Annotated in this window: 20 protein-coding genes; 9 read left to right on the forward strand and 11 right to left on the reverse strand. The window is 59.9% G+C overall.

The annotated features are described in order from the left end of the window. The coding region (locus tag BMZ35_RS00005) for an IS3 family transposase (protein WP_165609974.1) at positions 1-329 on the forward strand (329 nt) is incomplete at its 5' end. A gap of 218 nt (positions 330-547) precedes the next feature. Continuing rightward, the gene (locus BMZ35_RS00010; RefSeq protein ID WP_093089915.1) at positions 548-1963 is read left to right on the forward strand and encodes an FAD-binding oxidoreductase; all 1416 of its coding nucleotides are present in this window, start codon (positions 548-550) and stop codon (positions 1961-1963) included. 587 nt (positions 1964-2550) lie between these two features. Here the strand turns inward: BMZ35_RS00010 and BMZ35_RS00015 are convergent. The 6 genes from BMZ35_RS00015 to BMZ35_RS00040 are packed head-to-tail and all read right to left on the reverse strand — an operon-like array spanning position 2551 to position 9466. Then, positions 2551-4437, reverse strand: a complete 1887-nt coding sequence (locus BMZ35_RS00015; protein WP_093089916.1) for a bifunctional sugar phosphate isomerase/epimerase/4-hydroxyphenylpyruvate dioxygenase family protein — start codon at positions 4435-4437, stop codon at positions 2551-2553. A gap of 10 nt (positions 4438-4447) precedes the next feature. Continuing rightward, positions 4448-5335 carry a shikimate dehydrogenase gene (locus tag BMZ35_RS00020; protein WP_093089917.1) on the reverse strand — a complete coding sequence of 296 codons (888 nt, stop codon included), beginning with the start codon at positions 5333-5335 and terminating at the stop codon, positions 4448-4450. A 5-nt stretch (positions 5336-5340) separates the two neighbouring features. After that, positions 5341-6636, reverse strand: a complete 1296-nt coding sequence (locus BMZ35_RS00025) for a TRAP transporter large permease (protein WP_093089918.1) — start codon at positions 6634-6636, stop codon at positions 5341-5343. Continuing rightward, positions 6633-7238 (reverse strand): TRAP transporter small permease, encoded by a 606-nt coding sequence (locus BMZ35_RS00030; protein ID WP_093089919.1) that lies wholly within the window; start codon positions 7236-7238, stop codon positions 6633-6635. The genes BMZ35_RS00025 and BMZ35_RS00030 overlap by 4 nt, the downstream gene beginning before the upstream one ends. Before the next feature lie 25 nt (positions 7239-7263). Further along, positions 7264-8277 (reverse strand): TRAP transporter substrate-binding protein DctP, encoded by a 1014-nt coding sequence (dctP, locus tag BMZ35_RS00035; RefSeq protein ID WP_093089920.1) that lies wholly within the window; start codon positions 8275-8277, stop codon positions 7264-7266. Between the two features lie 34 nt (positions 8278-8311). Continuing rightward, positions 8312-9466 carry a Gfo/Idh/MocA family protein gene (locus tag BMZ35_RS00040; protein ID WP_093089921.1) on the reverse strand — a complete coding sequence of 385 codons (1155 nt, stop codon included), beginning with the start codon at positions 9464-9466 and terminating at the stop codon, positions 8312-8314. Positions 9467-9664: 198 nt separating this feature from the next. On the opposite strand from BMZ35_RS00040, the gene BMZ35_RS00045 reads away from it, so the two are divergent. Next, positions 9665-10339 carry a GntR family transcriptional regulator gene (locus tag BMZ35_RS00045; protein WP_093089922.1) on the forward strand — a complete coding sequence of 225 codons (675 nt, stop codon included), beginning with the start codon at positions 9665-9667 and terminating at the stop codon, positions 10337-10339. Between the two features lie 16 nt (positions 10340-10355). Here the strand turns inward: BMZ35_RS00045 and BMZ35_RS00050 are convergent, their stop codons facing one another. The 4 genes from BMZ35_RS00050 to BMZ35_RS00065 are packed head-to-tail and all read right to left on the reverse strand — an operon-like array spanning position 10356 to position 13701. Beyond that, positions 10356-11045 carry an ABC transporter ATP-binding protein gene (locus BMZ35_RS00050; protein WP_093089923.1) on the reverse strand — a complete coding sequence of 230 codons (690 nt, stop codon included), beginning with the start codon at positions 11043-11045 and terminating at the stop codon, positions 10356-10358. Further along, positions 11042-11806, reverse strand: a complete 765-nt coding sequence (locus BMZ35_RS00055) for an ABC transporter ATP-binding protein (RefSeq protein ID WP_093089924.1) — start codon at positions 11804-11806, stop codon at positions 11042-11044. Before BMZ35_RS00055 ends, BMZ35_RS00050 begins: the two co-directional genes overlap by 4 nt. Beyond that, positions 11799-12782, reverse strand: coding sequence for a branched-chain amino acid ABC transporter permease (locus BMZ35_RS00060; RefSeq protein ID WP_093089925.1), 984 nt, complete (start codon positions 12780-12782; stop codon positions 11799-11801). Before BMZ35_RS00060 ends, BMZ35_RS00055 begins: the two co-directional genes overlap by 8 nt. Before the next feature lies 1 nt (position 12783). Further along, positions 12784-13701: a branched-chain amino acid ABC transporter permease gene (locus BMZ35_RS00065; protein ID WP_093089926.1), complete on the reverse strand. Its 918-nt coding sequence runs from the start codon at positions 13699-13701 to the stop codon at positions 12784-12786. A 625-nt stretch (positions 13702-14326) separates the two neighbouring features. On the opposite strand from BMZ35_RS00065, the gene BMZ35_RS00070 reads away from it, so the two are divergent. Further along, positions 14327-16204 carry an acyltransferase family protein gene (locus BMZ35_RS00070; RefSeq protein ID WP_093089927.1) on the forward strand — a complete coding sequence of 626 codons (1878 nt, stop codon included), beginning with the start codon at positions 14327-14329 and terminating at the stop codon, positions 16202-16204. A gap of 362 nt (positions 16205-16566) precedes the next feature. Here the strand turns inward: BMZ35_RS00070 and ychF are convergent, their stop codons facing one another. Beyond that, positions 16567-17664 (reverse strand): redox-regulated ATPase YchF, encoded by a 1098-nt coding sequence (ychF, locus tag BMZ35_RS00075; RefSeq protein WP_093089928.1) that lies wholly within the window; start codon positions 17662-17664, stop codon positions 16567-16569. A gap of 93 nt (positions 17665-17757) precedes the next feature. On the opposite strand from ychF, the gene BMZ35_RS00080 reads away from it, so the two are divergent. The 5 genes from BMZ35_RS00080 (at position 17758) to BMZ35_RS00100 (ending at position 22687) form a co-directional block, all read left to right on the forward strand. Further along, positions 17758-18180: a VOC family protein gene (locus tag BMZ35_RS00080; RefSeq protein ID WP_093089929.1), complete on the forward strand. Its 423-nt coding sequence runs from the start codon at positions 17758-17760 to the stop codon at positions 18178-18180. Between the two features lie 76 nt (positions 18181-18256). Continuing rightward, positions 18257-18742, forward strand: coding sequence for an acyloxyacyl hydrolase (locus BMZ35_RS00085; RefSeq protein ID WP_242654655.1), 486 nt, complete (start codon positions 18257-18259; stop codon positions 18740-18742). Positions 18743-18853: 111 nt separating this feature from the next. Beyond that, positions 18854-19645: a tryptophan synthase subunit alpha gene (gene trpA / locus BMZ35_RS00090; protein WP_093089930.1), complete on the forward strand. Its 792-nt coding sequence runs from the start codon at positions 18854-18856 to the stop codon at positions 19643-19645. A gap of 179 nt (positions 19646-19824) precedes the next feature. Then, entirely contained in the window at positions 19825-21393 is a 1569-nt protein-coding gene (locus BMZ35_RS00095; protein ID WP_093089931.1) for a trimethylamine methyltransferase family protein, read from the forward strand. A gap of 127 nt (positions 21394-21520) precedes the next feature. Continuing rightward, the gene (locus BMZ35_RS00100) at positions 21521-22687 is read left to right on the forward strand and encodes an alpha-hydroxy acid oxidase (RefSeq protein WP_093089932.1); all 1167 of its coding nucleotides are present in this window, start codon (positions 21521-21523) and stop codon (positions 22685-22687) included. Positions 22688-22734 lie beyond the last annotated feature (47 nt).

Raw genomic sequence — 22734 nt, forward strand, 5'->3', positions numbered from 1 at the left:
CCGGACCTGGCCTGCTGATCCACTCCGACCAAGGCGCCCAGTTCACCAGCCGTGAATGGGCCGCATTCCTGCGCGAACACAATCTGGAACATTCAATGAGCCGCAGGGGCAATTGCCATGATAACGCAGTGGCTGAGAGCTTCTTTCAGCTCCTGAAGCGGGAAAAGGTCAGACGCCGGAAATACCGGACGCGCGAGGAAGCCCGGCGAGATGTCTTTGAATACATCGAGCTGTTCTACAACCCAAAGCGCAAACATACGAACAACGGCATGCTGTCGCCCGTTGACTTCGAAGAACGACAGCTCAAACTGGAAAAGGCAGGTGTCTAGGAAACTAGGGGCACCTCAGCCGAACGCCTGAATATCCCGGCGGACGTTATTACCCCGGTGGACCGCGTCGATCCCGGCCTCTTCGCCTGACAGTCTAAATTGGTGTTAACTCGTACTTCTGCGCCCTGTCATAGGGCCCAGATTCATTGCTGAAGTGAATTCGCTTTCTTGAGGCAGATACACAGGAAACCCAACCAGTTTTTTGGGAGGATTTTCTTATGGTTGAAGCAAAACAACTCAATGGCGGCGCGACAGAGTTAAGCCAGGACGCTCTGGATGCGCTCGGGGCGTCTCTCCGGGGGAACGTGCTTATGCCCGGCGGCGCAGACTATGACGAAGCCCGTACGCTCTGGAACAGCATGGTCGATCGCCAGCCAGCCATTGTTATCCGCGCCATAGGCGCAAGCGATGTGCAAAAGGCGGTGAATTTTTGCCGCCAGGCAGGACTGGTCATGTCGATACGGTCCGGCGGCCACCAAATTGCCGGCCATGCCGTGGCCGATGGAACCGTTCTGCTCGATCTTTCACACATGCGTTCCGTTCACGTGGATGCGCAAGCCAAGGTCGCCCGCGTTGAGCCGGGCGCGCTGCTTGGAGATGTGGATCGTGAAACCCAGGCGCACGCACTTGCGGTTCCGGTGGGGATCAACTCTACCACGGGTATTGCAGGACTTACCTTGGGGGGCGGTTTCGGCTGGACAACACGCAAATACGGGATGACCATCGACAACTTGATTTCGGCCGAGGTCGTGACCGCCGACGGCGACATCGTGACCGCATCACAAAGCAGCCATCCAGACCTGTTCTGGGCAATACGGGGGGGCGGCGGCAACTTTGGTATCGTCACATCCTTTGAGTTCAGATTGCATGATCTGGGCCCTGAAGTATTGTCTGGCTTGATTGTGCATCCCATCGACGCGGCACCGGGATTGCTTCCGGAATTCACGAAAATCGCGGACAACGCACCTGATGAACTGACTGTATGGAGCGTGATGCGAAAGGCGCCCCCGCTGCCTTTTCTTCCCGAAGAATGGCACGGGCGCGAAGTTCTCATTTTTGCGACCTGCTACACTGGCGCAATTGAGGAAGGCGAAAAAGCAATGGCCGGTTTGCGCGCGCTGGGCACTCCGATTGCAGACGTCATTTCGCCCCACGCATTTGTCGATTGGCAGGCAGCGTTTGATCCGCTTCTGACACCGGGGGTGCGAAACTACTGGAAAAGCCATGACTTCGATGCATTGCCGTCGGATGCCATTGAAGCCTTGCTCGACGGTATCGCGACCCTACCAGACCCGGCCTGCGAAGTATTCATCGCCCATATCGGCGGGGCGATGGCACGCGTAGCGGACAACGAGACAGCCTATCCTCAAAGGTCTTCGCATTTCATCATGAACGTGCACACGCGTTGGGAAGACCCGGCAAAAGACGAAAGTTGTATCACCTGGGCACGCACCCTTTATGATCGAATGAAACCGTTTTCCACGGGCAGCGCCTACGTGAACTTCATGCCCGAAGATGAAGAGCAACCCGTGGCAAGCGCCTATGGCGAAAACGGCCAGCGGCTTTCCCAGATCAAAGGCAAGTACGACCCGGACAACTTCTTCCGACTGAACCATAACATCTTGCCGTCGTGAGGAAGAGAAAACCGGGGAACTTGCCTTTTTGGTAGGATCATTTTCGCCAGCGCACCGATACGCGAATAATTGACGGCCACGGCGTGACTTGAAATTGGCATAGCTTTCAAGGGTGGCAACGTCCCACTTTTCGGTAGCATTGACCGAAATGCCGGGCGGCCGGCTGCGAAGCGTTGCCAGTGGGCATGATCTACGCCCAAGAAGGGCTGGAAAGCACCTTGTCCCAGGGTCCGCTCCATTCCGCTCCTCGCGCCAACCCAAGCCAATTGCCTTCGCTTCGCTCTTCTGGTGCGCCAGCCATTTCAACCGAACTGCCCCAGTTTCTCCGGCGGCTAGGATAAGGCTAGAACGATCATCGGGGCGCAAGGATTCCTCCCACCCGGCCACCTTCTCCTAGACCAGCGGTACAAGCAGCAGGTCGCCAGAGCGGCCGGAGCGGTGTCCGTCTGCAATCGCTCGAATTCAGGTACGGTCCCTCAACTCAATAGGTCGCGCGGTCTCAAACCGGATTTCTTTCGGCAGTTCCGCTTCTTCGCATGGCGCCTCTTAAACGCCCTTTTCAACCAATCGCCCGGCCGAGAGGTCTACTACCTCTTCGGCATGGCCTTCCCGCGGGACAGGCGTTTCTGGCTGGCGATCCTGAACGGAGCGTTGGGGGCGCCATAGCCCGAATACCCCTTCGACCGCTGAACGATCTCAACGAACAATCCACCACTGAAGCTGCGCGAATAGCTCTGGAAAAAGGGCGCGCCATTTTCCTCGTCATAGAGCACCCCCGCCCGTTTCATGCGCCCGATTAGCCCGTCGGCAAGATCGAACCGGGCAGCAAGGTCGTCATAGTAGTTCGGCGAAATGGGCAGGGTCGCGAATCCGCGCGCGGACAACCGTTCCAGCGTCGCGAAAATGTCATCTGTGGCAAAGGCGATATGCTGTACCGCCGCCCCGAACGTATCCGCAAGAAAAGCGCCCGCGAGCGTTCGGTGGGTATCCGCCCCGTTCAGCGTGATCTTGACCGCCCCGTTCCCCGATTCCACCGCCTGGCTGCGCACAAGCCCGTCCGGGTCGATGACGTCGACCATTGGGGCCTTCTTCATCTCGAACAGGGTCGTGTAGAACAGCGACCAGCTCAGCATGTCCTCGTAGCTCATGGTCTGCGCTATGTGGTCGATGCGGGTCAGCCCCGCGCCGGCAGGCGCATCTTCCGGTGCATCGAACTCCGTCCGCCACACTTGCGAGAGATCTGAACTGCCATCGAGGAAATGAAGCACCGACCCGCTCAGTCCGCGCACAGCCGGTATCGCAAGCTCCCCCTCGCTGATGGGTTGTTCGAACAGCTCCGCCCCCAGCGCCGTGGCCCGCGTCACCACCGCCTGCGCATCCGAGACCGTCAGCCCGATATCGCACACGCTGGTTCCGCGCGCGTTCCAGCTTGCGGCGGCATAGCCTGTCGTTTCCTCGTTGACGACGATGCGAATATCCCCCTGCTGCCACAGCGCGACGGATTTGCTCCGATGCTGACCGACCTTCTCGAACCCCATTGCGTCAAGGTCCCCGGCCAGCGCTTCCGCCTCGGAGCCGCGCGAGGCCAGTTCGACAAAAGCCACCCCTTCGGCGGGAACGCGCGGCGGAATACCCGCCTCCGAGAGCCCCGGCATCGGCTCCGTGCGGACAACGTCATCCATGAGCGCCACGAGCGACCGATACCCGTCCTTGGCAACCGAGCGCGGATTGCCCCCGCGAAACTGGTCGTTGAAAATCTCCAGGCTGATCGGCCCGCCATAGCCCGTCGCCATCACCGCCCGCATGAACCGGGTCACGTCAAGATCACCCTCGCCGGGCATATTCCTGAAATGGCGCGACCAATAAAGCAGGTCCATCTCGATCAGCGGCGCATCCGCCAGTTGTACGAAGAAAATCCTGTCGCCGGGAATGGATCGGATACTGTCCGGGTCCAGCTTGCGTCCCAACGTGTGAAAACTGTCCAGGATCAGGCCGACATTCGGATGGTCGGCGCGGCGTACCACCTCCCAGGCGTCCCGATGGTCATTGATATGGCGCCCCCAGGCCAGCGCCTCATAGCCCACCCGCAGCCCCCGTTGGGCCGCGCGCTCCCCAAGCGCGTGAAAATCGTCCGCTGCCCGGTTGATACCGCCAAGCGCCGCAGGATGGACCGAAGAACACACCAGCACGAGATCGGTGCCAAGCTCCTGCATCACGTCGAACTTGCGTTCGGCACGGTCGAATGCCTTGGACCGGGCCGGCTCCGGCAAGGTTTCGAAATCCCGGAAGGGTTGGAACAGGGTGATCTCAAGCCCATGATCCCGCACCAGCCGCCCGACATCGGCGGGACTGCCGTCATCGGCGATGAAATCCTGCTCGAAAATCTCGATCCCGTCATAACCGGCGGCGGCAATCGCCTCCAGCTTTTCCCGGAGCGTGCCAGAGATCGACACCGTGGCGATAGACTTCTTCATGGTCGCTCCCTCAGGCAGGTCCGCTGGCCCTCACGGGCGGTGAACCGGTCGAGACAAGGTTCTGGAACTGCGCGCTCATTCGATCCGCATCGGCCCTGTGGCCGGTCAACAGGTGAAAGGCTGAAACGGCCTGAAACACCGCCATCCGCCCCCCGTGCAACGTGTTCAGGCGACGCGCACGCGCGCGCTTCAACAATTCGGTTTCAAGCGGGAAATAGACGATATCCCCCACCCATGTCCGCGCCGCCAGAATGGCCGGGTCCATCGCTATGCCCGGATGTCCCTCCATTCCCAGCGGGGTCGCGTTCACCGCACCATCCAGCAGCTGCGCGTCGAGCTGCGCCAGTCCCGTCACCGCCTCGACCCGCCGCGCTGGCCTCAGCCCCCCGAGCCTGTGCGCCAGACGTTCCGCCGCTCCCGGCGCGGGGTCACAGATCGTCAGGTGATCGCAGCCCTGATCCAACAGCGCCAGCGCAACCGCGCTGCCCGCGCCCCCTGCCCCCAGCAACAGCATCGACCCGATCGCGCCCAGCCCCTTCGCCTCCTGCAGGGCGGACCGAAACCCGATGTAATCCGTGTTATGCGCGACGCGTTTTCCGTCTTTAAAAACAACGGTGTTGGCCGCACCAAGGTCTGCAACGATGGGCGAAACCTCGTCTGCCAATGCAGCCGCCTCCCCTTTGTAGGGATGGGTGACATTCACCCCGCAAAACCCCTGGTCCTCCAGCATCGAGATCAGGTCTCGCAAAGACCGCCCCGCATGTTCGGCCAGCACCGTGTCAATGCGCAGATAGCGATAGTTCAGCTCCAGCGCGCGCCCCTCGGCCTCGTGCAGCAAGGGGGTCAGCGACCCTGCAATCCCATGCCCGACAAGCCCCGCTTTGATCTGTGATGACATGTCCGCTATCCTTGGTAGCCGAACAGGCGCGGCAGCCACAAAACGATATCCGGGATCAGGATCATCGCCAGAAGCGCCAGCAGCAGAACTCCCAGGAAGGCCCAGATTTCACCGATGATCTCCCGGAGCGGAATGCCCGTGACCGCGTTGATGACGAACAGCAATATTCCATAGGGCGGCGTGATCAGTCCGATCATCGAGTTGACCACGATCAGCACCCCGAAATGCACAAGGTCAATCCCAAGCGCTTCACAGGTCGGAATGAACAGCGGCACGATCACGAGAATGATCACGGTCGCATCAAGGATGCAGCCCAGCAGCAACACCAGCACATTGATCAGCAGCAGGAACACCAGCGGATGAATGTCCGCCCCGTCCAGAACGTTCGAAAGCGTTTGCGGAATGTTTTCCTGAACCACGACATAGGTCAGGATCATCGACGCCCCGATCACCAGCCCGACCGACGCCGACGCGCGGGCGCTGTCCACGAAAACGCGATAAAGCGTGCTCACCTTGATCGCGCGATAAAGGCCCGCCGCGATCACCAGCGCATAAAGCGCGGCAATGGCCGCCGCCTCGGTGGGCGTGGTGATGCCGCTATAAAGACAGAAAAGCAGGATGAACGGCATCAGCAGGGCCGGCGTCGCCTGCACGGTCAGCCGCGGCAGGGCACGCAGCGGCACCGGGTCCTCGCGTCCGAAATCGCGGCGATGCGAGATCAGGACGTTCAACCCCATCAGAACCAGCCCCATCAGCAGGCCCGGAACGATACCGCCAAGGAACAGGTCCTTGATCGACGCCCCGGAGACCAGCGCATAGATCACCATCGGAATAGAGGGCGGGATGATCGGGCCGATCGTGGCCGTGGCCGCCGTGATGGCCGCCGCATAGCCGCGCGTGTACTTGCCGCTCTTGACCATCATCTCGATGATGATCTTGCCGATCCCCGCCGCGTCGGCCACGGCCGATCCGGACATGCCCGAAAAGATGAGTGACGCAACCACGTTCACGTGCCCCATGCCCCCACGGAACCGCCCGACAACTGCGATACAGAAATTCAGCAACCGATCGGAAATCGATCCGGCATTCATGATATTGGCAGAGACGATGAACAACGGCACCGCCAAAAGCAGAAACCCGTCGAACAGGCGCTGCACCATCGTCTGACCTGCGATGGCAAGGTCCTGCCCTGCCATACCGAGATAGACAATGACCCCGACAAGGATGGCAAAGGCCACCGGTGTGCCGACCGCCGCCATTCCAAAGAGGGCGATGAGGCCAAAAAGCAACTCTTGGCTCATGGTGTGTCCCCCGTTTGGGCGTCATCCGAAACCAGTTCCTCCAACTCGGTTTTCGGCGGTCCGTGCCGAACCAGCCAATAAAGCCGCCACAGATAGCGTAGGATCGTCGCGATCATGAGAAGGATATAGGCCCCAAAGAGCCACTTGATCGCGATCTTTTCACCCGTGAACGGCATCCGCAAAGTTGGGATTTTCTTGAGATCCATCAATCGGTTGCCAAAGATCGCATCCCACGTGGCCGGAAAGGAATAGAGCATGGCAGCAATCAGAGCGAGCGCCGACACAAAGGCCAGCACCCGGCGAACGCCACTCGGCGCGGCAAGGTAGAGAACGTCGAACGTGACGTGATCCCGTTCCTTCACGATGAAGGCGCAGCCGAAGAAAATGATCCAGACCCAGAGCAGTGAAATGAGGTTCACCGTCCAGCCGATCGGCTCAAGAGACGCCATCCAGTCCGAGATTGGCGGAATGGGCATGAGCCAGGCGATTTTTGCAGCGTAGCGGCTGAAAATCTGGATGAGGAACGTGGCGAACACCGCCGCCAATGCCATGGCGGCGATGAATTCTGCAACACGGGAGAGCCTGTTAAAAACAGCGTTCATGACATGGCCCTCCCGTGCCGGTTTATCAGTTACCGAGCGCGTTGATGCGATCCAGAACCCCTTCGGGCCAGCTCGCCGCAGCTTCAGAACCAACATACTGGGACTGGACATGGGTCCGGAAGGCCGCAAGATCCGGCGTGTAGATTTCCACGCCCTGACTGCGGATGAACTCGGCCAGGCTGTTTTCCTGATCCAGTTGCTTGAGGCGCCCGTAAGACGCCGCCGCATCCGCCGCGCGTTGCACCACGAGTTGTTGCTCGGATGTCAGCGAATCCCAGGTCTCTTTCGAGAACGCGATATAGTTCAGGTCGACAAGGTGGGATGTCAGGGCAATCTGCTTGGTCACTTCGTAGAATTTCTTGTCCACGACGGTGGGCAGCGGGTTGTCCTGGCCATCGACGGCGCCGGTCGACAAAGCGGTATAGACCTCGGTGAACGCCAGCGGTGTCGGCGACGCGCCAAGCGCCTTGCCAAGGAACTGCCACGCTTCCGTGCCCGGCATGCGCAGGTTGACACCGGCGAGATCGGCCGGGGTCTGAATGTCCTTTTCGGCCCGCGTGAAGCGCAGGTTCACGTGGCGGCGCCCCAGATACATCACCGACAGAAGCTTGACCCCAAGTTCCTCTTCCACCGTCTTCTTGAAGGGATCCATCAGCGGGTCGTTGAACACGCGCACCTGGTGTGCCGCATCCTGATGCACGTACCCGGTGGCAAAAATCGAGAACTCGGGGAAGAACTGCGCCAGTTCCTGCGCCGAGGTGATCGACATCGTCAGGTTGCCCCGCGCAATCGCCTCAAGCTCTGCACCCTGCGCGAACATCGTTCCGTTGTAGGCCGGCTTGTACTCGGCAAAACCTGAAACCATGGGCGCAAACACCTGGGCAAGCGCAACCGAACGCTGGTCCGTCTCCGAACCGGATGTTGCCATCGTGATCGTGACCTTGTCGCCTGCGGCATGGGCCGAACCAGCGACCCCAGCGGCAAGGCCGAGGGCCGCGAATGATGCCAGCGCAGCGCGGCGGGTGAATTTGGTAATCATCTGTTTTCCTCCCAAGATGATGATTTCCGGCGTCTTACTGCACCGGGTTTTCAAAGTGTCCTTTACGGTCGCGGAGCCCCTCCGCCCCCGTCCTGGCCGCCTCCACGGCCTCCGAAACAAGATGGATCGTTTCCCGTGTGCGGGCTGCGTCCTGAATGGCGCCGACAACGGCCAAGCTGCGCAGCCCTTCCCGCCCGGACACGACCGGCGCCTCGCGCCCCTCGATAACCGCCACGAAATGCGCCATCTGGTTGATCAGCGGGTCGGATGCCCCACGCGGCATGGAGGTTGCCGAAATCGGCGACCACCAATCGCGCTGCGCGCCATGCGACCACAGTGTCAGGTCGGGAATGGAAAGCGAACCGTGACTGCCGCCAATCTGGTAGGCGCTCTGGGATGTTGCGGGATACACCGGGTACTCCTGCGACGTCATCTCCCAGCTCCAGGGCGACACGATACTGTCGGATACGGTAATCGTGCCAAGCGCCCCGCTCTCGAACCTGAGCAAGGCAACCCCGACATCCTCGTTCTCGAATCCGCGCGCTGACGGGGCGGCCTGCGCTTGAACGCTCACGACCTCGCCGCACAGGTGGCGCAGCAGGTCGATATCATGCACGAGATTGACGGAAATCGGCCCCGCCCCCGTCTTCTTGCGCCACGGCGCCACGTCGAAATAGCCATCCGGCTTGTAGAACCAGCAGGTCGCCTGCACGGCGCGCACCGTGCCGACATGGCCTTCGCGGATCAATTCAAGCGCCTTGCGAATGATCGGGTTGTGGCGGCGATGATGCCCCACGAGAATTGCCACACCTGCCTTCTCGGCACGGTCGATCAGCACGCGCGCCGCGTCAATGTCATCGGCCAGCGGCTTTTCGATCAACACCGGCACACCCGACTCGACACAGGCCAGCCCCTGCGCCACGTGAAGCTTGGTTGGCGTGGACAGGATGATTCCGTCCGGCGCCTCGGCCCGGATCATGCTTTCGAGTTCACCATACCATGGCACGTTCCGGGCCGCGGCCTCGGCCTTTCCCATGTCGCTCGGGTCGACAATCGCGCATAGCGTTGCCCCTGCCACATGATCAAGCGCGTCGGCATGGCGCTGCCCCACGAGACCGATGCCCGCAATGGCAAGACGCAGGCCAGAGCCCGCCTTTCCCACCGTCCCGCTATCTCTGGATGACACCATTGGCCACCTCCCAAAGTCGGATCAAATACATCCCCGCTGATGGGATTCGATCTCTTGTTGGACAGGAGACTAACGATTTCAGTCGACCAAATCAATAATATCATATATTTTTTAAAACAGGTGATATTTTGGAGAATTGTAGATGCTGTCAGGAAATGTTACGTCATATGAAATTCTTGAATAATCAGGGCGCTCCGCATGGCCAAGCAACCGCACACGGTAGGCTCATCAACCTATGAACGCATCAAGCGCGACATCATATTCGGCACGCTGGCCCCCGGTTCGAAGCTGAAACTGGATGCGCTCAAAGCGCGCTACAGCGCGAGCGTGTCGACCTTGCGCGAAACGCTCAACCGGCTGGCAAGTGACGGCTTTGTCGCCGCCGAGGAACAGCGTGGTTTCTTCGTGACCCCCGTCTCCAAGGAAGACCTGCTCGAAATCGCAAGCCTTCGCGCCCTGCTTGAATGTCACGCGCTCCGGCAATCCATCGAGAATGGTGACACGGAATGGGAAGGCGACCTTGTCGCGGCCCATCACAAGCTGCACCGCATGGAACTCATGATGCAAAGCGGAGACGAGAGCGAAAAGGAATCCTGGAAGCGTTATGACTGGGAATTCCATCTCGCGCTGATCCGGGCCTGTAACGCCCCGAACCTTCTGTCCCTGCATTCCAAGATTTATGACAGGTACCTGCGCTACCAGCTCCTTGTTCTGACCTTTCGGGGCGAAGTCGCGGCGGCCGAACACAAGGCAATGCTCGACGCGGCCCTTGCCCGCGACCCCGACAAAGCCACGCAGCTTCTGGAAACCCACATCCACAATGGCCTGACGCACACGCTCGAAGCCATGCAGCTTGACTCACTCGGACAGTAATAATTCGCGTCCCACTTCAGACGCCGAGGTATCTGTCCGTGATCTCCGGGCTCAGCGCCGAAAACGCGCCCTCCCAGACCGACACGCCTTTTTCAAGGATCACCGCGTGATCCGCGACCCGTGACAGTTCGCGAATGGACTTGTCGATCACAAGGATCGCCATCCCGGTTTCCGCCTTGAGCCGCGCAATCGCCGCCCAGATTTCCTGCCGAACCACGGGGGCAAGCCCCTCGGTCGCCTCATCCAGCACCAGAAGCTGCGGGTTGGTCATCAGCGCCCGTCCGATCGCCAGCATCTGCTGCTCTCCGCCCGACAGGGACGCCGCCACCTGATCCCGCCGTTCTTCAAGGCGCGGGAACAACCCTGCGACAGCCTTGAAATCCCACGCCCCGGGCCGCGCCGCCGCGATCAGGTTTTCATGCACCGTCAGGTTCGAAAAACACCGCCGCCCCTCGGGGACAAGGCCAATCCCGGCCCGCGCTGCCCGATAAGACGGCACACGCGCCATATCCTGCCCGTCAAACATCACAGTCCCGCCGCGATGGCGCAGCAGGCGCGAGATCACCTTGACCGTGGTCGATTTGCCCATCCCGTTGCGCCCCATGAGCGCCACGACCTGCCCCTTTTCAATGCTCAGATGCACATCGAACAGGGCCTGACTGGCACCGTAAAAGGCCGACACATGCGATAGCTTCAACAGGCTCATGCCACGCCCTCCGCGTCCTCTTCGCCAAGATAGGCGCTGCGCACCAGGGGGTTCGCCCGGATATCCTCGACCGTGCCGGTGGCGATGATCTCGCCGTAAACCAGCACACTGATCCGGTCCGCAAGCGCGAAAACCGCATCCATGTCATGTTCGACCAGCAGGATCGGCGCCTGCGCGCGCAACCCGTCCAGAAACCCCATCAGGCGTTGCGTGCCTTCCGCCCCAAGCCCCGCCATGGGCTCATCCATCAAGAACGCGCGCGGTTTCAGGGTCAGCGCCACGGCCACCTCAAGCTGACGACGCTGCCCATGGCTGAGTTCCGAGGTGCGGAACCGCTCGAACTCCTCCAGCCCGACCTGCGCGAGCGCATCGCGCGCCACTGCAAGCAACGCCTTGTCCTTCATCACCGGGCGGAAGAACCGGAACACGCCGCCGCGGGCGCCCAGCGCGCCCAGCACCACGTTCTGCAACACCGTGTATTCCATCGCCAGCGATGAAATCTGAAAGGTCCGCGCCATGCCCAGCCGCGCCCGCGCCGCGGTGCTGTACGTGGTAACATCCTGGCCGCCAAACACCACCCGCCCAGCATCCGGCGCCAACCCGCCGGTGATCTGCTGGATCAGCGTCGATTTCCCGGCCCCGTTTGGACCGATCAGCGCATGAATCTCGCCTTGTCGCAAATCAAGCGTGATGCCCTTGCTCGCCTGCAATGCCCCAAACGCCTTGCTGATGCCTTCGACCTTCAGAATCGGCTCAGTCATGCGCCACCTCCCGGCCCGCGATCAGCCCGAAAAGACCGCCCCGCGCAAACAGAACCACCCCAAGAAGGATCGCGCCGAGATAGACATGCCAATATTCGCTCAAGCCCCCAAGCACGTGTTCCAGCAGGATAAACAGAGCCGCCCCGGCGACGGGGCCAAAGATGCGCCCCACCCCGCCAAGGATCACGAACACCATGATTTCGCCGCTGGTCTGCCAACTGAACATGGTCGGGCTGACAAAGCGGTTGAGATCGGCAAACAGCGCCCCGGCCAGCCCGGTAATCGCCCCGGAAATCGTGAAGGCCACAAGGTAGAGACGATACGGCACCTGCCCCACCGCCTGCACCCGCGCCCCGTTCTGACGCGCCGCGCTCAGCATCAGGCCAAACGGCGCTTTGGCCGCGCGGTGCACAAGGAACAGCACGACTACCAGCCAAGCATAACAGATCGCGTAAAACTGGATCGGGTCCATCGTATTGAGCCCGGGAAACCCGTTGCGCACATAGATCGACAACCCGTCTTCGCCGCCATAGGTCGGCCAGCTGATCGTGAAGTAGAAAAACATCTGCGCAAAAGCCAGGGTGATCATGATGAAATAGACGCCGGTCGTGCGCAGCGACAATGCTCCCATCCCCAGCGCCACCAACGCCGAGGCCACGATCGCCACGATCCAGATCACCGGCATCGACTTGGTGCCCTCGATCAGCACCGGCCACTCTGCCAGCGCCGTGTAGGTCTGCGCGTGATAGGCCAGGATGCCCATCGCATAACCGCCAATCCCGAAAAACGCGGCATGGCCAAGGCTCACCAGCCCGCCGATCCCCAGCGCAAAATTCAGCCCCACCCCGGCAATGGCAAAGATCACTGCCCGTGTGCTCAGCGTGATCAGGAACGGTTCGTCCACCGACCATGCCCAAAGCGGAAAGCCCAGCAGGATCAGCATCAGGGTGGCGTTGAGCATCGTTTCGCGTCGCATCTCATGCCCCTCCGAACAGGCCGGACGGCTTGAACAGCAACACCCCCGCCATCAGGACATAAATCGCCATCGACGCCAGCGAAGCGCCCACCGTGGTCGCCGCCGACGGGTCCATGAACAGGCCAAAAAGCTGCGGCAGCAAAAGCCGCCCCAGCGTGTCGGTCAAACCCACAAGCACAGCCCCCACCAAGGCCCCCTTGATCGACCCGATCCCGCCGATCACGATCACCACGAATGCAAGGATCAGCACCGGTTCACCCATGCCCACCTGCACCGACTGGATCGCCCCGATCAACGCCCCGGCAAACCCGGCAAGCGCCGCGCCCAGCGCGAAGACCAGCGTATAAAGCCGCGAGATATTCACGCCCAGCGCGCCGATCATCTCGCGGTCATTCTCCCCGGCCCGGATTTGAATGCCGATCCGCGTACGCGCGATCATCCAGAACAGACCCGCCGCCACTGCCAGCCCGACCAGAATGATCGTCAGCCGATACAGCGAATACTCGATCCCGAAGGGCAGCATCACCGTGCCCGAGAGCCACGCCGGTTTATCAAGGAACAAGGGAAACGAGCCGAACACCCACCGCGTGCCTTCCGAAAAAATCAGGATCAGCGCAAAGGTCGCCAGCACCTGATCCAGATGATCCCGGTCATAAAGCCGCCGGATCACCGTCATTTCGACAATCACCCCGGCAATCGCCGCCGCGACAAGGCTGGCGATCAATGCCAACAGGAACGATCCCGTCGCCGCCGCCACGCCCGCAGCGGCAAAGGCCCCCACCATGTAAAGCGACCCATGCGCGAGATTGATCAGCCCCATGACCCCGAAAATAAGCGTCAACCCCGCCGCCATCAGGAACAGCATGACCCCGAATTGCAACCCGTTCAGTGTCTGTTCGATCAATAGAACCGTGCTCACGGCTGTCCATCCCCCCGGACCCGCGCGTCAGGGCGCGTGATTTTCTTTCAACGGTTCTGCCCTTTTTCCTGACGAGATTTCAACACCCCGCCCGCCACAAGCGTCCAGAACGGCGCGGAACTGTGGCATTTTCCAACAAGAAAGGGCGCCCGTTCACCAGCCCTTTGCGATAAATGGTGCGGCTTCGGGCCGAACGCAGTGAAGGCATGATGCCATGTCGAGAAGCAGCTCCCGAAGATATCTTCGGGAGCTGTCGGCGAAGGATTTCGGTCGTGCCGGACAAACCTGCCAGATGCAAATACGCTGATCAGCGATTTAGGACTCCATCGTGAAACGATGCGGGCGGCAGCCCCGCAGCACATCAGTTCAAAAGCGGTAGATTATCTCGCTCACCTGGAAAAAACCTTGATGACCAACAACTTGCTCGCAGTTTGCCAGAAAGATTGGCGCCCATCCATTGATGAAACACTCTCCAAGCGGACGTCCCAAATGCCTCTTGCAAAATAGTCTGCCGCATGTGGACAGATACCCTAGTTTCAACTATCACAGGACTATAGATTGACTGGTCGGGTTATCAGATATCCGAGGTTTCAGAAAAGCGCTGGTTTTGAAGTACAGCAATAGAATGATAGAAAGACGCGCACCTTTTGACGCTGTTTTTCGACCAGATGTCGAAGGTCTTAGGGCTCTGGCTGTCTTCGCTGTGGTTCTGTTTCACTACAGCAATGGTAAGACGGCAGGATTTGTAGGGGTCGATGTCTTCTTTGTGATCAGCGGATTCTTGATAACTGGGCTGATCGTACGTGATATTGAGCTGAATGAGTTCAGCTTCATGAACTTCTACTCCAGAAGGGCCCGGCGAATTATTCCAGCCCTATTGGTTATGGTCCTCCTGACTTTGGCGGCCGGTGCTGTTTTGCTTTCACCTGAAGCGCTCATTCTACTTGGGCAGCAGGCTACATTTTCATTGGTTGGTGCATCAAACATATACTTCTGGGGGGCGTCCGGGTACTTCTCTCCAGAAGCGCACACTCAACCGCTGTTGCATACATGGTCTCTTGGTGTCGAAGAGCAATTCTATTTGCTGTGGCCCATAGCGCTCCTTTTCATGTCGCGCACTTTTGGGTTGCGAACGGGGCGGGCGTTATTCGCAATTTTCGTCCTGATCGCCGCCAGCTTTGTCTCAATATTCCTTCTCAGTGCAGATTTTTCCACCTTCTCTTTTTTCATGCTACCGACCAGAGCTTGGCAGTTGGCGATGGGCGGACTTCTTGTTTTTCTCCCCAACCTTGAGGGCAAAGGCCAATCTGAATCCATAAAGCTGGTTGGCCTTTTGCTTCTTTTAGCCGCCATCTTCCTTATCGAACCGAATGCGACATATCCCGGTTTGTCCGCGCTGTTGCCTGCGGTTGGGACTGCTTTGTTGATTTGGCCGACAGAGCGTAAGACGCGCATCGCCAGTTTCTTTGGCCTGGCGCCACTACGCTATTTTGGGAGAATTTCTTATTCTCTTTACTTATGGCATTGGCCACCGATGGTCATGTACCTGACATGGAACTTATCCACATCTCTCACCATTCCAGAAAGCATTGCGCTTTTTCTTTTTGCATGGGGCGCAGCACACTTGAGTTGGCGCTTTGTCGAAGAGCCATTCAGGCGCAATCGTATTTCCGATAAAAGAACTCTTGCTGCGTCGTTTGTTATAGTCTGCGTGGCGGCATCAATATCATGGACATTTGTGATGACGGGCGGCGCGCCCAATCGCTTGGACATCGCTGGGCAGGAACTATCGGCGAAAATGTCGCATGAAATGCATGAGCCAAAACGAGCTTTTTGCGATTTCCGCGCTCTTATTGAACAGAATTTAGAATGTGCGCCACCATCTGAAAATGAGTTTCATGCTCTTTTAATGGGTGACAGCCATGCAAATCATTTACTAAGGGCCATTCAAGACGCATTCCCAGCAGTCAAGATAAGCACAATCACGCGGTCAGGATGCAGGCCCGTGGTTCAGTCCGCTGGCAAACAACAATGCGTTGCGATGTATAATTCGTTCTTTGATGACGTTCTTCCAGATCACAGGTTCGACGCGATCATTTTGTCTGCGCGTTGGCGGAACGGTGAGCATCAAAACATTGGCAAAACGGTTGATCTGTTGGGCACTCATACAGATCGCTTGATCGTTCTGGGGCAAACAGTTGAATATGATCACCCGTTACCTGAACTTTTGATGGCGAATTACCTTCCGAGGCGGAGCTCAGATGTCCAGGCCTTCATGTCAAAATTGCCGGAAATCCGGGATCTAGACCAACAAATGGCGCGGCAGTTGTCCAACTTGCCAGTTGAGTATTATTCCATGATCGAGGCTGTCTGCCCAAATGATAAATGTACGGTTTTTTCTCCCTCGGGAATACCGCTAGTTTGGGATTACGGTCATTTCAACCTTTCCGGCGCAAGGCTCATCGTCGAGCGCCTAAAAGGCAAAGGGTTCTCACTACCGTGACACCGGCCAAAGTTGAGAAAACAGTTTTCCCAACGGATCCGCTGCAGAATCGCTAACAGGTTGGCCGGAGATATCCGGAGCGCACCTGTCTGGCCAAATTAACGTGCACAGCTGGCGTGTCTCCAATTCGAACGTCGATGCCAAAGAACTCGCCACGCTACAAACGAATGGCTGCTTTTCTTTCTGAGATGCAACTTGTGGCTTTGGTCGGTCGCGTGACTACATCTGCATTTTTTTGGAGCACTTCTAGTATGGGCTCAAAGCCGCAGTTTCGGCGTCGAGCCCTCAAGGTTCTCACATACACAATGTACCGCAAAGTGGCGGGCCCGATCAGCGCCCTTCCAAACAGGTTTTGATCCTGCTTACGTATTGAACAGGAAATGCATGACATCCCCGTCCTTGACCTCATAGGTCTTGCCCTCGGCGCGCATCTTGCCTGCTTCCTTGGCCCCCTGTTCGCCGTTGCAGGCGATGAAGTCGTCATAAGCAATGGTCTCGGCGCGGATGAAGCCCTTTTCGAAATCCCCGTGGATCACACCTGCTGCCTGCGGCGCCAGCATGCCCTTGCGGATGGTCCAGGCGCGCGCCTCCTTGGGGCCGACAGTAAAATAGGTTTCGAGATGCAGCAGGTCATAGCCCGCGCGGATCAACCGGTCGAGCCCGGCCTCCTCCAGCCCCATTTCCTCAAGGAACATGGCGGCTTCGTCGTCTTCAAGCTGGCTGATCTCTTCCTCGATCTGGGCCGAGATGATCACGTGGCTGTTGCCCTGCGATGCGGCCATTTCCGCCACCTTGGCCGAATGCTCATTGCCGTCGGCCGCCTCGGCTTCGCCCACGTTGCACACGTAAAGCACCGGCTTGGTGGTCAGAAGCTGCAACATCTTCCACGCCTTGGCGTCTTCCGCGTCCACCTCGACCACGCGGGCTGGCTGGCCATTTTCCAGCACCGCCTGCGCGGCGGCCAGAAGACGGTCCTGCTGCTGGGCTTCCTTGTCGTTGCCCTTGAGCTTGCGCACGAGGTTGGCGCGGCGTTTCTCGATTGACTCGAGATCAGCCAGCATCAGTTCGGTTTCGATGGTCTCGGCGTCCTCGACGGGATTCACCCGACCCTCGACATGGGTCACATCACCGTCTTCGAAACAGCGCAGCACATGGGCAATCGCATCCACTTCACGGATATTGGCCAGAAACTGGTTGCCCAGCCCCTCGCCTTTGCTCGCCCCTTTGACCAGACCGGCGATGTCCACGAACGTCATGCGTGTCGGGATGATCTGCTTGGACCCGGCGATGGCCGCCAGCCTGTCCAGCCGTGCGTCTGGAACGCCGACCTCGCCCACGTTCGGCTCAATCGTGCAGAACGGAAAATTCGCAGCCTGCGCCGCGGCCGTCTTGGTCAGTGCGTTGAACAGTGTCGACTTGCCCACGTTGGGCAGCCCCACGATCCCCATTTTGAAACCCATGTCGGCCTCCTGTCACAATCTCGTGGTGCTAATATGCAGTGTTTGGGGGCGGCGCAAGCCACGTGTTAGCCTGCCCCCCATGGAGGACCCCAAATGACATTTATTCCCTACCTTACTTTTGATGGCACCGCCGAAGCCGCCATGAACTTTTACGCCGATGTATTCCAAGCCACCGAAATCCAGATCATGCGCTACAGCGACGCCCCCGCAGACGAGGGCCTGCCCGCGTCCGACCGGGTGATGCATGCGCATATCATGCTTGGCGACCAATGCCTGATGGCCGCAGACGGCATGCCCGGCACCCCCGTCCCGGCCCAGGACTCCGTGTCAATCAACCACCCGGTTCCCTCTGTTGCGGTTGGTCAGGCCATTTTCGACAAACTGTCCGACGGCGCAGAGATCATCATGCCCTACGGCCCCACCTTCTATGCTCCCGCCTTCGGCATGTTGCGCGACAAGTTCGGGACGAACTGGATGATCGGCGTCTACCCGGAAGACGAAACCATGCCGCAATAGAGCCCCCCTTGTCGATGTCTCAGAACGCACTAATATTCAAAAGATAACTTGGTTCTGAGCATGGGGCAGATCATCGGTGAAAAGACATGCTTTCGTTCTGACGGGCCTGCTTCTGGCGACGCAGGTCAGCGCACAGGAAATTGTTCTGGGCCTCGGGTATTCGGATTTTCTCGACAGTACCGCCGCAGATGCGGCCCTGATGGAAGTCGAATACCATCACCGCCCCTTTCTCGAACGGAATCGCCTCAGCCTCGGCTGGGGCGCCATGCTCTCTTACGATACCGAAGACGATTTCTTCTTTGGCGGCGGGCTGGTGGCCACTTATGGTTTTGACGAAAGCTGGTTTGTCGAAGGCAGCCTGATGCCCGGCGCCTATTTCAAGGGCAATCCCTTCAATGACCTCGGGCACAAGCTCGAATTCCGCAGCCTGCTCGGCATCGGCCACAGGATCGACGACCGCTCCGCTCTGTCGCTGGCCGTCGTGCACAAATCCAACGCCAGCATTTCTGCCACCAATCCCGGCGTCAACTCTCTACTGCTGCGCTATCACCGCAGTTTCTGAGCGCGCACGACCCGCCCTTTCAACGGCAATTCGGCCCAAGCGGCGCAGGCGGGATTGATTTCCCCCGTGGCTTGCGGCACATGGGACAGGATCAATGACGAGGACCCGCCGATGACACGTATCGACGCCAAATTCGCAGAGCTTCAGGCCGCTGGCAAAAAGGCTTTCGTGGCCTATGTGATGGCGGGGGATCCCGACTATGACACCTCGCTGGAAATCGTCAAAGGTCTGCCCGGCGCCGGGGTCGACGTAATCGAACTGGGCCTTCCCTTCACCGATCCGATGGCCGACGGCCCCACGATCCAGCTTGCTGGTCAGCGTGCGCTTGATGGCGGCATGACCCTGCAAAAGACGCTCGATCTCGCGACCGAGTTCCGCAAGACCGACGACACCACCCCGATCGTGCTCATGGGCTATTACAACCCGATCTATTCGCGCGGCGTGGACAAATTCCTGACCGACGCCAAGGCGGCGGGAATCGACGGTCTGATCGTTGTGGACCTGCCCCCGGAAGAAGACGAAGAGCTCTGCATTCCGGCACAGGCCGCAGGTATGAACTTCATCCGCCTCGCCACACCGACCACCGATGACCGCCGCCTGCCCAAGGTGCTGCAGAACACGTCCGGCTTTGTCTATTACGTCTCGATCACCGGCATCACCGGTTCGGCCGAAGCCGAAGCGACCGATGTCGGCCCCGAAGTGGCCCGCATTAAGGCCAGCACCGACCTGCCCGTCATCGTCGGCTTTGGCATCAACACGCCCGAGAAATCCCGCGCCATTGCTTCTGTCGCGGACGGCGCCGTGGTTGGCTCGGCCATCGTCGGTCAGATCGGCGCGGGCAAGCCCGTTTCCGAAGTGCTGGAATTTGTGAAAACCCTCTCGGACGGCGCGCATTCGGCCTAATCTCGTTTGCCCGGACCCAAGGCGTGCTGTGCATGCCGCCGGGCAGCGCCCGTCTCCTCTCACACAAATCGCTTGATCCATTCCCCACCCCTGCTAGGCTTTGGTCGCTCAAGTCGGCAGGCAGTGAGCTTTAATCGGTGTGTGCCATTTCCGCGTTTTTCATCTCCGGAGGACCCGAAATGGAACAGAATACCGCCCCCCGCAAACGCCGCGGCCGCAAGAACCCACCCGTCAGCCGCGCCAGCGCAGACGCCTTTTCCCTCGACCACATCATCGCCCCGCGCGCCGGTTTCGGCTTTCTCGATGCCACCCGGATCGACACGCTGAAACAGCGCGTCCTGACCCTGCTCGAAGATTACGGCATGATGATCGTGCACCCCGCCGCGCAGGACGCGCTGCGCAAAGCGGGGGCCACCGAAGGCAGCGAGGCGGGCCGCTTCCGCCTGCCCCGCGCATTGGTTCACGAAGCGCTCGCCGCCACGCCCAAAACCTGCACCCTCGCGGGCAAAACCCGCGACCGCGACATGCAGGTGCCCCGCCCCGACAAGGGCTTCATCCTGCGCACCGGCACCGGCGGTCATGGCTATGTCGATCCGCGCGACGCGTCGTATCGCAACATGGACCTCACCGCCGCCGGTGAAATCGCCGCCGTGGCCGACACGCTGGATCAGGTCGGCTTTATCGCCCACCCCTTCGTGCATGGCGTCCCCGAAGTCACCGCCGATATCCACTCCTATGCCCGCATAACCAGCCACACCAACAAACATGTCTGGATGCAGCCCTATCAGAAGGAAAATGTCGACTACCTTTTGAAGATCGCCGCCATCGCCGCCGGGGGCGAAGACCAGCTGCGCGCGCATCCCTCGACCAGCACCATCACCTGTTCCTTCTCGCCGCTCGAGTTCAAACACATGGACACCGAGGTCATCATCGCCTGCGGCAAATACGGCGTCCCGGTCCATGCCTGCTCCCTGCCCTCTGCTGGCGGCACCGCACCGCTTTCGCCTGCCGCCCTCTCGCTCATGGCCGTGGCCGAGATCGTCGGCATGGTGACCATGGCGCATGTGCTCTCGCCCGGCCTGCCGGTCATCGCCACGCCGCTGATGTTCGCGCTCGACATGCGCACCGGCTCGGCGCTGCAATCCTCGGTCGAGGCCCTGCAAGCCGCTTCGCTCTCGATCCAGATCTGCAAAAGCTATGGCCTCATGGCCCACACCTACGGCTCCGGCTCGGACACGCCCGATGCCGATCATCAATCCATGGCCGAACGCGCGCTGTTGATGCAGACGGTTGCCCTTTCCGGTGCCGACATCCTCGGTGGCATTGGTCAACTTGAATGCGCCACCGTCTTCAGCCCGGTGCAAGCCGTGCTCGACAATGAAATCGGCGCGATGATGCGCCGTTTCATTCGCACGCCCGACATTTCCGACGACGCGCTGAACTTCGACGAAATGATGCGCGTCGCCCAGGGCGGTCATTTCCTCGACAGCAACCACACCGTCGCAGGCTGCCGCGACCAGCTCACCCCGCGCGTCTTTCAACGCATGGGCCGCGACGACTACGAAGCCTCGGGCCGCCGCACCGCCTTTGACGAAGCCCGCGACCACGCCCTTGCCGCGATCAAGGCCCAGCCCGAGGGCGGCGTCCTCTCCGAGGACCAGCGCCGCGAAATCGCCGCTCTCGCCAGTGCCGCCGACAAACATATCGTCGAGGTCTACTCGGGCGCCGGGGCCGTCGACACGATCTGAGCCGCCCGATTTCGGTAAAACAACGCACCGCAGGCGGCCAAAGCGCCCCCTGCGACCAAATTCCCATTGCGTCAAAATCCCGATATTGGTAAAGAACCTTTACCAATATGAGGGAAAGTGGACCAAAATGCCCGTCATAACCTGTATCGAAGACCTCAAGCGCATCTATCACCGCCGTGTGCCCCGCATGTTCTACGACTACGCCGAGTCGGGCAGCTGGACGGAACAGACCTTCCGCGAAAACACCTCGGATTTTGACAAGATCTACCTGAAACAGCGTGTCGCGGTGGACATGACCAACCGCTCGCTGGCAACCCAGATGATCGGCCAGGACGTCTCCATGCCCGTCGCCCTCGCCCCCGTGGGCCTCACCGGCATGCAATGCGCCGATGGCGAGATCAAAGCGGCGCGCGCCGCCGAAGAGTTCGGCGTGCCCTTCACCCTCTCGACCATGTCGATCAACTCGATCGAAGAAGTCGCCGAGGCCACCACCAAACCTTTCTGGTTCCAGCTCTACACCATGCGCGACACCGACTATGTCAGCCGCCTGATCCAGCGCGCCAAGGATGCCAAGTGTTCCGCCCTCGTCATCACGCTCGACCTGCAAATTCTGGGCCAGCGCCACAAGGACCTCAAGAACGGCCTCTCCGCCCCGCCCAAGCTGACCCCCTCCACCATCGCCAACCTGATGACCAAGTGGTCCTGGGGTATCGAAATGCTGGGCGCCAAGCGGCGCAATTTCGGCAATATCGTCGGCCATGTGGACGGCATCTCGGACGCCGCTGACCTCGGCGCATGGACGCGGGAAAGCTTTGACCATTCGCTCGACTGGGACAAGGTGCGCAAGCTCAAGGAAGAATGGGGCGGCAAGGTGATCCTCAAGGGCATTCTCGATGCCGAGGACGCAAAAATGGCGCTCTCCGTGGGCGCCGACGCCATCGTCGTCTCCAACCACGGTGGCCGCCAGCTTGACGGTGCCCTGTCTTCGATCCGCGCCCTGCCCTCTATCCTCGACGCGGTGGGCGACAAGATCGAAGTGCATCTCGACAGCGGTATCCGCTCGGGACAGGACGTCCTTAAGGCCATGGCGATGGGCGCCAAGGGTACCTTCATCGGGCGCGCCTTCGTCTACGGTCTTGGCGCCATGGGACAGAAGGGCGTCGAAGAAGCCCTGCGCGTGATCCACAACGAGATGGACATCTCAATGGCGCTCTGCGGGCACCGCCGCATCGACGAAGTGACCCGCGACATCCTCCTGATCCCCGAGGATTTCGAAGGCCGCTGGCAGCAGTAACTGGACACCCCCCGCCCGGCGCGCAATAGTGGCGCCGGGCATTTCAG

It is taken from the genome of Shimia aestuarii (genome assembly GCF_900114635.1).
In the GTDB taxonomy this organism is placed as follows: Bacteria; Pseudomonadota; Alphaproteobacteria; order Rhodobacterales; family Rhodobacteraceae; genus Shimia; species Shimia aestuarii.